General features: G+C 43.5%; 5 protein-coding genes. 4 read left to right on the forward strand and 1 reads right to left on the reverse strand.

Translation table 11 applies throughout. The features are described from left to right. Nucleotides 1–82: 82 nt before the first annotated feature. On the reverse strand, nt 83–4,171 hold the full coding sequence (locus B4Q04_RS14795) for a two-component regulator propeller domain-containing protein (protein ID WP_088697271.1): 4,089 nt from the start codon (nt 4,169–4,171) through the stop codon (nt 83–85). 610 nt (nt 4,172–4,781) lie between these two features. Here B4Q04_RS14795 and B4Q04_RS14800 point away from each other — a divergent pair. From B4Q04_RS14800 to B4Q04_RS14815, 4 genes are read left to right on the forward strand one after another with little or no spacing between them, the layout of a single operon-like run. Beyond that, nucleotides 4,782–7,187, forward strand: a complete 2,406-nt coding sequence (locus B4Q04_RS14800) for a glycoside hydrolase family 3 N-terminal domain-containing protein (protein ID WP_088697272.1) — start codon at nt 4,782–4,784, stop codon at nt 7,185–7,187. Between the two features lie 8 nt (nt 7,188–7,195). After that, on the forward strand, nt 7,196–9,184 hold the full coding sequence (locus tag B4Q04_RS14805) for an alpha-L-fucosidase (protein WP_088697273.1): 1,989 nt from the start codon (nt 7,196–7,198) through the stop codon (nt 9,182–9,184). A 12-nt stretch (nt 9,185–9,196) separates the two neighbouring features. Further along, on the forward strand, nt 9,197–10,693 hold the full coding sequence (locus B4Q04_RS14810; RefSeq protein ID WP_088697274.1) for an alpha-L-fucosidase: 1,497 nt from the start codon (nt 9,197–9,199) through the stop codon (nt 10,691–10,693). A gap of 5 nt (nt 10,694–10,698) precedes the next feature. Beyond that, nucleotides 10,699–12,933: a glycoside hydrolase family 3 N-terminal domain-containing protein gene (locus B4Q04_RS14815; RefSeq protein ID WP_088697275.1), complete on the forward strand. Its 2,235-nt coding sequence runs from the start codon at nt 10,699–10,701 to the stop codon at nt 12,931–12,933. Nucleotides 12,934–12,939: the final 6 nt, after the last annotated feature.

A 12,939-nucleotide genomic window follows, 5' to 3' on the forward strand; every position in this document is an offset into this window, starting at 1 on the left:
ACTTGCTTTAGATATTTAACCTTCTATGGGAAGGGGAGGCGGGCCTAAACGAAGGTCAGGATAATTACGTGTTGTTTATGGTTTAGGGCAAACCGGAAGAAGGGTTTGATTTACTCTCGGAAACGTATCGCTTCGCATATTCCGAAGGGGTCAGCATATGTTCTTGTTTAAAGCACTTGCTAAAATATTTAGGGTCGTTGAAGCCACTTTTAATGCAAATTTCGGCAATGAGCAAACCAGAATCTTGGCGTATGATCTGGGCGGCCCTTTTTAGTCGATATGAGCGTATAAATTCATTGGATGACTGTCCGGTCAGTTGTTTAAGTTTACGGTACAGGGCAGAGTGGCTCATGCCCATTTTCTTTTTGAACATTTCCGTGGTAAAATCCGGATTATCGAAGTTTTCATCTAAAATCGAATGGGCCTTCTTGATAAATAGGGAATCGATTGAATCTACGGAGGTGTCATCAGGAACCAGGTTTACCTTTACTTTGGATATCTCCGATACTCTTTTGACATTTTTGATGATGTTCTCAATTCTTGCTTTTACGATCTGAATATCGAAAGGTTTGGCAATGTAGTCATTGGCGCCTATTTCCAAGCCCCTCAATTTAAACTCATCCGATGTCCATGCACTAAGGAAGAGGAAGGGGATGTGACGTGTCTTCTCGTTCTTTTTTATAGCTTCACAGAATTGTAGGCCATCCATAATCGGCATTAATGTGTCGCTCATGATCAACTCTGGGGCGTGTTCTAGGGCCAATTTAAGTCCTTCCTCCCCATTAGGGGCTTCTATGACCTTGAACGTATCGGAAAGGGATGATACAATGTACGACCGTATATCGACATCATCTTCTACGATCAATATTTTTGGAGTGCTTTTGGAGTGGACCTTTACCGGAAGGGGACTAGGGGTTTTCTTGGCGTTCCGTACGGTTATCGGACGCAAGGGCAAAGTCGTCTTTACAATTTCTTCTTGTTTGATTTCCTTGGGTTGATAATACTTTCGCTCTATGGGTAACTGTATGGAAAACAGGGAGCCGACCTCAGGCTCGCTTTCCAAAGCAATGCTTCCATGATGAAGGGTGATAAGGCGTTTCACATAATCGAGACCGATACCTGCCCCGTTCGGGTTTAGCGACTTGGCTTCCTGCACCTGATAGAAACCTTCGAAAATCTTATGTTGTTTTTCTTTGGCAATCCCTATACCGGTGTCTTTTATTTCAATGACAATATGGCCTTTAGACTTCTTGTAATAGCCTAATCCTACCGAAACCAAACCGTTTTTAGGAGTAAACTTAAAGGCGTTGGACAATAGGTTGTATACGATTTTCTCTATTTTGTCTTCGTCGACCCATCCTTCTATTGTTTCCATTTCTTTTATGAACTCTAATCGTACTCCCTTTTGAATGGCAAATTCACGGAAAGCATTGGTGGCTTCTTCTAAAATCGCGGCTATATCTTGCTTAGACACTTGAAGGCTTAAAGTATCCCCTTCCAGTTTACTGATATCGAGAATTTGATCGACAAGGCGCAGTAATCGTGCCACACTCGTATCAATCAATTGAAATAGATGGTCTTGTTTGGGGTCTTTCTTGTACCGTACAAGTTGCTGTAAAGGGTCAGAAATAAGGGTGAGCGGAGTCCGTAGCTCATGCGATATATAGGTGAAAAAACGCAAGCGCATTTGATTGAAATCTTGTTTGTTTTTCATTTTCAACCGCTGCACTATCAAGGCGTTCTTTTGCTGAACACTGATAAACGTATACTTGTTGTAGAGATACAGCAAGAAAAGCACCAATAAGACCATTAGGGATCTAAACCACCAAGTAGCATGAAACGGTGGGGCTATCTCGATAGCTAAAGCCTTTACGTTTGCCGATGCCTCAAGCGTCTTTAACTTTAAGACATAATTGCCGTGGTTGAGATTGGTAAAACCAATGGTTCTGTTATTTCCGATAGGAACCCATTCATCCATATAGTTTTCCAATATATAGGCGTACTGGTTGCCTCCGGGGTTTTTGAAGTCTAGGGCGACAAAATCTATGGAGAAATCCTTTTGGTCGGGCTTCAAAAATAATTTGTCGGTTTTAGAGATACTTTTCTTGAGTAGGGACGACGCTTCCCCGGCGGTAACTTCCTTATTGTCTATTTTTAGGGAAGTCAGAATTATTTCGGGCTCCGTTCTTTTCCTTAAAAGACTTTCGGGGTTGAAAATCACCAATCCCTTTGATCCGCCAAAGGCGAGTCTATTATCGGGTAAAAAGGTCGATGCGCGCGGATAAAACTGATACAATGGAAATTTATGTGGCCGTCCTATATTTTCAAAGGTGGAGGTAGCCTTGTTGAACTTAGAAATTCCCTTAAAAGTACTGACCCAAATTGAGCCATCGTCAGTGTCGATAAGGCTAGAGACAAAATTGGTAGGTAGGCCCTCTTTTTCGGTAAATATGGTAAACTCGCTATTTCTTGGGTCGAGGTAACCCATACCGCCACCTAATGAAGAAAACCAGATATGACCCGATTTTTTATCTAGTAGAACTTGACTGATCGGAAAGGACGACAGCTGGGGTGATCGGTAGTTTTTAAAGCTCTTGGTCTTGGTATCAAAGATGCAAATGCCGCCGAAAGTGGCTAAAACTAAGGTGTTGTCGTTACCGATTCTTATATCCCTGATATCTTTTCTGCTGTAGCTTTTAAATTTTTGTTTTGATCTATCGAAGAGGTTTAAGCCTTCTTGTGTGCCTATCCATAGATTGTTTTCGGGGTCTTCAATGATACAATAAACCATGTCACTGCTTAGTCCACCAGGGTTCAAGGCGTCGTTGTTATAACGAATGAAACCGTTTTTTTCAGGTTTTAAACGATTAAGTCCCCCAGAATAGGTGCCTACCCAAATGTTACCGAGGTAATCTTCATAAATGCTCGTTACGGTATTAAAGCTCAATGATGAAGGGTTCTTTCTATCATAGAGGTACGATGTGTATTTATCTTTTTCGGGGTCGTACACGTTGAGGCCTCCCCAAGTACCCAACCACAATTTGTTCTTACGGTCTAGGTAAACACTTCGGATCCTACTGTCGGAAATGCTATTGCTATTGTAGGTGAGATGTTTGATCAACTCGAATTTGTCATTTTTTGCACTGTTAAAACATACGCCGCCGGCATAGGTGCCTACCCATAATACGCCTTCCCTGTCTTCGTATACCGAATAAATGGAATTGGTAACCAAGCCACTAGTGTGATCCGGAAGGTGTTGGTAATTGGTGAACGACCTATTTTCGGTATCCATTTTGCTTAACCCGCCTCCATTGGTCGCAATCCATAAATGACCATCGGGAGCGTAAAAAATGTCCCTGACTTCATTATGGGGAAGCAAGCTGTTTTTGGTATTGAAGTTCTCGAAACGGACTTTCTGTTTGTTGAAATAGGAAATACCTTGACGCTCCGTACCTATCCAAAGGCCTCCTTGGTAATCAAGGGATAAAGATTTTATATGGCTTCCGGACAAAGAATCCGGTTTTTTGGAGCCTCCAAAGTATTTGGTGAACTTTTCGGTCTTGACATCAAGAAAGTTCAAGCCATTTTCTGTTCCCACCCAAAGATTGTCATTGTCTTTGGCCAAAGAACTTACATCTGAATTCGATAAGGAAGTTTTGTTATTGGAATCGTGTTCGTACGTTTTGAGTATGCCCTTTTTAAGATGATAAAGCAATAGTCCTTCGGTAGTGCCTAGCCACATTAAGGAATCATTTTCAAATGCGAGGACATTCACGTGGGGACGACTATCGGAAATGCCTGTCAATTCATGCTCAATGATTGTTTCTGAATAAGGGTCGTAACGTTTGAGCCCGTTGTCGGTCGCCAACCAAATATTGCCCTCTGTATCTTCCAACATATCATAGACCTTACGGCCTTTTAAAGGGGAGGTGCTCTTTTTGAAGATATCCACATGGTAGCTATTGTACCTGCTAAGGCCGTCATCGGTTCCGAACCAGAGGTATCCCGTTCTATCTTTTAGAATGCTGTATATGGTATTTTGTGATAATCCGTCTTCCGTGGTGATAGAGATAAAATCTAGGGCGGATTCCTTTTCAAGGGTCTGGGCAAATACTATAGGGAATCTTGTCAAAAACAATAAAATCCATATAGCATAAAAATTTTTAGACATAGGGGAAGCTTCAAAATGTAAAAATGGTTGGTAGGGTCTTTATGATGATGTTATTGGAATCTTTAGTAAATGAACCGATCTATTTTCATGGGGTAAACTTGATTTATAGTGAGACTTAACAAAAGATAAGGTATAGATATTCTGGATGGAAGTAGTGAAACGATAGAAAGACCGTTTAAAATTACGAATTTTTTGATTTTATAGCCAATGAAATGTCTTTTTGTTTGTATTAATATGTAAAAATTGACGAAATAAAACCATTGAGGTATTTGGTTTAGGATAAACATAATTTTTGTGCTAAACGTAAGGGCTTCTTTTTTTATGGAATCGATTCAAGAAAGTCGGCTCACTCTGCCAATAGTCTTAAAAGTGTTGTTATCGGCCCATTTTTATTGACTTTGAACAAAATGTTTACCAATTATATCTCATAGTCCACCCCTTGTCTAGCGTTTTCCTCTTTATTTGAAGACTAACATGTCATGTCCCTATGGAAAAGGGAAATCGGTGTTCATGTTGAGAAAAACTGGTCTTAGGCCATTACGCTGTTAAAGAGCCCGGAAGTGTTTTTTTAACGGGCCGGGCCGAAAAAGAACGATAAATATATAGTTAAATGAGGATAGGTGCACTGATAATTGGGATTCTACTGTTTTCTTTTCCAAAGGAATTACATTCGCAAAGCAAGCAAAAGATATATCACAAAAACTGGGTCGATTTTAATAAGAACGGCAAAAAGGATGTTTATGAAGATCCCACACGGCCAGTAGACCTTCGTATTGAAGACTTGCTCTCACAAATGACCTTAGAGGAAAAAAGTTGCCAAATGGCCACCCTCTATGGCTTTGGTAGGGTATTGAAAGATGAATTGCCGACCCCCGATTGGAAGAATCAGATATGGAAAGACGGTATCGGCAATATAGACGAGCAACTCAATAATCTAGCTTACCACCCTTCGGCCGTGACCGATAAGGCTTGGCCTCCCTCGAATCATATCAAGGCCTTGAACACCATTCAGGAATTCTTTGTAGAAGACACCCGTTTGGGTATTCCGGTTGATTTCACCAATGAAGGCATACGGGGGCTGTGCCATGAAAAGGCCACTAGTTTTCCCTCGCAACTCGGGGTAGGGGCTACATGGAACAAAAATTTGGTCGGTAAAATAGGACATATTACCGGAAAAGAAGCCCGGCTATTGGGCTATACCAATGTGTATTCTCCCATACTCGATATTGCGCGCGACCCACGCTGGGGCAGGGTCGTGGAGTGCTACGGGGAAGACCCCTACCTGGTAGGCGAACTCGGTTATCAAATGGTAAAGGGAATACAGCAAGAGAAAGTGGTTTCCACTCCCAAACACTTTGCCATATACAGTGCACCAAAGGGAGGTCGTGACGGCGATGCCCGAACCGATGCCCATATTACCGAGCGCGAATTATTTTCTCTTTATTTACATCCCTTTAAGCGTGCTATCAAAGATGCCGGCGCCATGGGGGTGATGAGTTCTTATAACGATTACAATGGGGTGCCGGTGAGCTCCTCCAAATATTTTTTGAACGATATTCTACGTGAAGATTGGGGCTTTAAAGGCTATGTGGTATCCGATAGCCGTGCGGTCGAATTTATTGCCGATAAACACCATGTGGCCAAAGACCGCAAGGATGCGGTTCGACAGGCTGTTCTCGCAGGTTTGAATGTAAGAACCGATTTTACCATGCCCGAAGACTTTATTCTTCCGGTTCGGGAGTTGGTCAAGGAAGGAGGGCTTGACATGACCACCATTGACGACCGCGTACGCGATATTCTAAGGGTGAAATTCTGGCAAGGACTTTTTGATGCTCCTTATGGGAAGCAAATGAAAGAGGCGGATAAGACCGTCGGGAAGCCTGAGTACCAAGAAGTGGCATACCAAGCTTCCTTGGAAAGCATTGTCTTGCTCAAAAACGAAGAAAACATTCTCCCTCTCGACTTTTCAAAATATAAATCGGTGTTGGTTACGGGCCCCAATGCCAAGGCCATCAATCACTCGGTAAGTAGATACGGTCCATCTCATATTGATGTGGTTTCGGTTTTTGACGGAATAAAGGAAAAATTCCCTAAAGACGTAGAGATAAAGTACACCAAGGGCTGTGATTTTTTTGATGAAAATTGGCCCGATAGCGAATTGATGAACACCCCGCCAACGGAAGCGGAACAAAGTGAAATCGACAAGGCTGTGGCGATGGCAAAAACGGTAGGCTTGGCCATAGTGGTTTTGGGCGATGACGAAGAAACCGTAGGGGAATCGCGATCTAGAACCTCCTTAGACCTTCCGGGAAACCAACAAAAACTGGTCGAGGAAATCTACAAAACGGGTACACCGGTAATCGTGGTGCTGATCAACGGTCGGCCGATGACCATTAATTGGGTCGATAAATATGTGCCGGGCATTGTCGAGGGCTGGTTTCAAGGAAAATTTGGCGGATCTGCCATCGCCGATGTATTGGTGGGCAGTTACAATCCGGGCGGAAAGCTTCCGGTATCCTTCCCTAAAACGGTAGGGCAATTACCGATGAACTTTCCTTCGAAACCGGGCGCCCAAGCCGATCAGCCCGCTAAAGGACCCAACGGCTCGGGAAAAACACGGGTAGGAGGCTTTCTTTATCCTTTTGGTTACGGTCTGAGTTACACCACTTTTGAGTATACGAACCTGAAAATCCGATCGAATATCAAAAACGGTTTGGGGGATGTAGTGGTTTCCGTGGATATTACTAATTCAGGGAAGCGAAAGGGCGATGAAATCGTTCAGCTTTATTTTTCGGATGAAACCTCCAGTGTAACGGTCTATGAAAAACAGCTTCGGGGCTTCGAGCGAATTTCCTTGGAAGCAGGGGAGACCAAGACGGTAAATTTTACACTGTCACCAGAAGATCTGTCTCTTTATAATAGGCAAATGGAATTTGTGCTCGAACCAGGAAGTTTCACGATCATGATAGGAAGCTCTGCAGAAGATATTCATGTCAGTGGAAACTTGAAAATATAAACCAACCAATGAAAATAAAATCAGCCCTTATATTGCTTTTACCTATTGTCTTGAGCGCCGTTAGCGCTACGGCACAAGACTCTCCTTCTTTTGAATTGGCAAAACCAAGTGCCAAACAAATTGCGTTTGCCGATTGGGAGGTGGGGGCTTTTATCCATTTCGATTTAAACACTTTTACAGGTCAGGAACATGGTGACGGACAGGAATCACCATCACAATTCAACCCTACCGAATTAGATGCCGAGCAATGGGTGCTGACCGCAAAATCTTTAGGGGCAAAATATGCCTGTCTTACGGTCAGGCACGAAGGCGGATTCTGCTTGTGGCCCTCAAAAACTACCGATTATACGATTGCCAAGAGCCCGTATAAAGAAGGTAAAGGTGATATTGTAAGAGAGTTTGTCGAAGCTTGTCGTAAACATGACATGGTGCCCGCATTTTATCATACCGCCGCCTTTGATGCCAATGCAACCCTCAAAGATTACAAAGGAAAACTTGACCTTCCGTTAGACTGGATGACCACTTGGGGGAAGGCCATGTCTTCTGCCCATAAAAACGATCCAGGTCTTAAAGAGCGGCTGAAAAAAATCCAGGTAGAACAGATGAGGGAGCTCCTTACCGAATATGGCCCGATTGGTTTTATGTGGTCTGACCACTGGAATGCACAAGATCCAAATGGAGTTTGGAGGGCGGTAACGGATTTGGCGGAAGAATTGCAACCGGAAATGGTATTTATGGGAACCGATACTTGGGTCCCTGGAAATGAAACAGGACATGTGGTATATCCTATGTGGAATGCGGTGAATACGGTTGATGGGACAAATTATTCAAGGCCGGCACCAACCAAAAACGATATTACGGATAAGAAAAATGATTATGGACTTTTGGAAACAGATGTCCTTACGGGACATCCGTTGGGGAAATTTTGGCGCGTCCGTGAATGCACTACGAATTCAGGGTTTCATTATGGGGGGTGGTTTTGGCACCCCGACTCGGTGAAGGCGACCTTCCCAAAAAAACTATGGGAACACTTAGACCTGTATTATAGAACCGTAGGGCTTGGAGCCAATACCATCATCAATTTACCTCCTGACGACCGTGGGCTTATACCGGAAGATTTTGTAACTGCTGCCAAGGTTTTCGGTGATGAAATCAAGGAGCGATTTTCAAATCCAATAGCCCAAACCAATAAAATCCATAAGGGCGACACATTGGAGTTGTCATGGGCAAAGCCTAAAGTTATTAATACCATAGTCACTATGGAAAACATAGAAAACGGACAAAAAGTGGCAAAGTATGTATTAGAGGCTTTTGTAGACAAAAAGTGGCAAGAACTAAAACCCAGAAACAAGCTAATCGGATTTAAACCCTATAACAGTAGTCCAGGGTATCAGACCATTGGCCACAAGAAAATAGATCGAGTAGAGCCGGTAACTACAAATAGAATACGGTTTAGAAGCTTGGAATCTATTGTGCACCCTGTTGAAATCAGACAGATGTCGGTTTTTAATTGCCCGCCGGTAGTAAAGAATTTTGACTCGAAGTTTCCCTTTTTAAGTGGATTGGAATCTACATCTGAATCTGCTCATAATGGCGTAAAAAGAGATAAAAATTATATCGGTGAAAATATAGTCATTAATGGCAAAGCATTTCAAAAAGGGCTGATGGTTTGTCCGGTCGGTAAAACCAGTGAAGGACATATCGAATTTAATATATCGCAGTACCAAGATGTTAAAGGTATAACGGCCACTATAGGTATAGACGATATGGTAAACCATAATGGCTCGGTCGTTTTTATTGTAAGAACGTATCAAAACGGTTTATGGACTGACCTATACACCAGTGAAACACTAACAGGGAATGATGACGGAGTCGATATTGATATTGATTTCCCGCACCCTGCCAGTAAAGTTCGCCTTATTACAACCGACGGGGGAGATAATGCCAATTCTGACCATGCCGTTTGGGGCAATATTCAATTTAAACTAGAGGAATAAACTTATATTTTTATGAAATATTTTTCCTATTCATTACTGTTTCTACTATTCCTAAACTGTAGAAATCAAAAATCGTCGTCCTCAAGTATAGAAGAGTCTACACTTGCAAAACCAAGTGCCAAACAAATTGCGTTTGCCGATTGGGAGGTGGGGGCTTTTATCCATTTTGGATTGAATGTATTTAGCGGGCAGGAACATGGAGATGGAAAAGTATCGCCCTCTGAGTTCGATCCTAGCGAATTAGATGCTGAACAATGGGTGTTGGCAGCCAAGGCGTTGGGGGCAAAATACGCTTGTCTCACCGTTAGGCACGAAGGCGGATTCTGCTTGTGGCCCTCAAAAACTACCGATTATACGATTGCCAACAGCCCTTACAAGGGAGGTAAGGGTGATATCGCCCAAGAATTTGTCGATGCATGTCGTAAACATGACATGAAAATTGGTTTTTATCACACCTCAAGTCACGATGCCAATGCCGGCCTTAGCTGGTACGATGGGTATATCGGTTGGGCGGATAATCGCGATTCTTTAATGAATATTGCCTTTCAAAGACCGGGTCTCAAAGAAAAATACAAGCAGGTTCAAATGGGCCAAATGCGGGAACTGCTCACTAATTATGGCCCCATAGATTTTATGTGGTCGGATCATTGGGGAGCCCCGGGTAGTGAAGAGATCTGGAATCCGATTACCGATTTGGTAGCCGAACTTCAACCCAATATGGTATTTATGGGCCCTGAAACATGGGTTCCGGGAAATGAATCGGGCCTTGTGGTCTACCCAATGTGGAACGCGGTAAATACAGTTGACGGAACAAATTATACCAGGCCTTCTGCTAGTTCAAAGGATAAGAATGTCGAGAATGATTATGGCCTTTTAGAAACCGAGGTAAGAACAGGGCATCCCGAGGGCAAATTTTGGAGGGTAAGGGAATGTACTACACATTGGGCCTTTCATGAAGGAGGTTGGTTTTGGCATCCTGAGGTCACTTTGCCAAGGTCTTTGTCGGAACATGTAGACCTTTATTATAGAACCGTTGGCCTCGGAGCTAACACGATTATCAACCTTCCTCCGGACAATCGCGGCTTAATTCCCGATACTATCGTTTCCGCGGCCAAAAAATTTGGGAATGAAATTAAAAGGAGGTTTTCCAATCCCATTGCGGAATCGAAGCAAATAAAAACAGGGGAAACGGTTGAACTAAGCTGGAGCAAACCGCAAAAAATAAATACGGTGGTATTAATGGAAAATATAGCCAATGGGCAGCGCGTGGTCAAATATTCTTTGGAAGCCTTTGTAAACGATTCCTGGGTTCCCCTAAAACCGATGAACCATTTTCCCATAGCCAAACCGCCGTACAATCCCAATCCCGGGTACGAAACCATTGGACATAAAAAAATCGATAGGATCGAAACGGTTGAAACCAATAAAATCAGGTTCAAAAGTCTGGAATCTGTAGAAGGTGTACCAGAAATACGAAAAATGCAGGTCTTCTATAATGCTCCTTATTAATTAGAATGAAACAATACAGATCAATGGATTCCTTTACATCACGTTGTTTACCCTTTACCTTACTGGCTTTGGTCATGTTTAATATGGGTTTTGCCCAAGATAAAGCACGACCTTCCGACAAGAAGATAGAAAAGCTCATTTCTAAAATGAGCCTAGAGGAAAAAGTGCATCAATTGGCCACGCAATACCCCAATGCCAATATGCGATTGGGTATACCGAACCTGAGTGCCAACGAATGCCTGCACGGAATAAAAATGGATAGCGCAACGGTATTTCCACAAGCCATAGCCATGGCAAGTACTTGGGATACCGAACTGATCGAAAGAATGGGACATACGGTGGCCAAGGAGTCAAGGGCCTTCGGCATCCATCAATGTTACACCCCTATGCTGGCCGTGGTACGCGATGTACGTTGGGGGCGAACCGAAGAAAGCTATGGCGAAGACCCGTATTTGGTGGGTAAAATCGGTTCATCGTACATCAGGGGATTGCAGGGCATGGGAGCGGAACGCTTTGATGAAAACCATATAATGGCTACGGCCAAGCACTTTGTGGCCGATGGGGAACCTATGGCCGGCGACAATGGTGCGGCGCACGATATATCGGAATACACGCTTCAAAATGTGCATTTATATCCATTTCGGATGGCCATTGAGGAAGCCGAGGTAGGTGCGATAATGCCGGCCCATCACCTTTTGAACGGTATACCTTGCCATGCGAACAAACACGTAATGCAGACCGTACTTCGCGATGAATGGGGATGGGACGGGCTTGTGGTCTCTGACAATGGGGATATGCGCTCCTTAAAACGGGTTTTTAATTATGTTCCCGATTACGAACATGCGGCCAAAAAAGGTTTGGAGGCTGGAATTCATCAAGAACTGGCCCTTTTTCAAGGCTGGAGCGACCATCGTATGTTTGGCGATTACCTGATATCGGCAGTAAATAAAAAGATAGTGCCCGTCGCTCTTGTAGACGATGCGGTAAAACATGTATTACAGGCTAAATTCGATCTAGGTCTTTTTGATACCGATATCAAAAACGACGAGCGTTTCGATGTCCTTAAAAACCCCGATAACGGTGAGCCGGACAAGGTTAGCCAGCACGATGCCGAAATGTTTAAAAAGGCTCTCTATGTAGGGATTCCTAAAAAGGATTGGAAGAAAACCGTTTTTGACCAAAGTCATAATGACCTGGCCCTTGAAGTGGCACAGAAGTCCATTGTACTCTTAAAAAATGAAGGGGATCTTCTTCCGCTCAAAAAGGAAAAGTATAAAAAGATAAGTGTTGTAGGGCCCAATGGAAAGGCCATGCGCTTGGGAGGTTATTCTCCCGACAATCCTAAATACTATATCAACATAGTAGAGGGAATACAAAACTACCTCGGTAGTGATAGGGAGGTCGCCTTTGAAGAGGGCTGCGATTTTACCGACTCTACGGCAAATATTCCGAAAGCGGTGGCATTGGCCGAATCTTCCGACATCACCATCGTTGCTATCGGCGGATCGGAAGAAACTTGCCGAGAGAATGAAGATCGTGATGACCTAAGCCTTCCCGGGCCACAACAAAAATTGGTAGAGGCCATTCACGCCACGGGCAAACCTTATGTAGTGGTACTGCTCAATGGTAGGCCCCTTTCCATTGAATGGATTGCCGAGAATTCTCAGGCCATTGTAGAAGGATGGTATCTAGGGCAGGAAACAGGAAAAGCGATCGCCAATATATTGTTCGGAAAGGTAAATCCAAGTGGTAAACTACCAATAACCTTTCCTAGAAACGTAGGTCAGGTGCCCTTGTTTTACAATAAGCTCGAAACCGGACGCCCTAGACAGATATATAACTCCGATCCCGACCCCTTGTTTCCGTTCGGTTACGGGTTGAGCTATACTTCCTTTGAACTAGGTGAGCCCCAACTTTCAAATGAAGCCATAGCCGCAAATGAACTGACAACGGTAAATATTCCTATAACCAATACCGGTACCCGTTCGGGGGAAACGGTGGTCCAACTGTATGTGCACGATGTTCTTTCCGAAAGGGTGCGCCCCCAAAAGGAACTGCGCAATTTTAAAAGAGTGGCCCTAAAACCGGGTGAGACAAAACAAATAAGTATCAAAATCGGTGCTCAGCAATTGGAGTATTGGAACGATGGTAAGTGGACGATAGAACCGGGACAATTTGATATCATGGTCGGATTGGACTCCAAACACCTCAAAAAAGTAGCCTTAACTGTCAAAAATTAGTCACAT

It is taken from the genome of Zobellia sp. OII3 (genome assembly GCF_002211465.1).
Lineage (GTDB): Bacteria > Bacteroidota > Bacteroidia > Flavobacteriales > Flavobacteriaceae > Zobellia > Zobellia galactanivorans.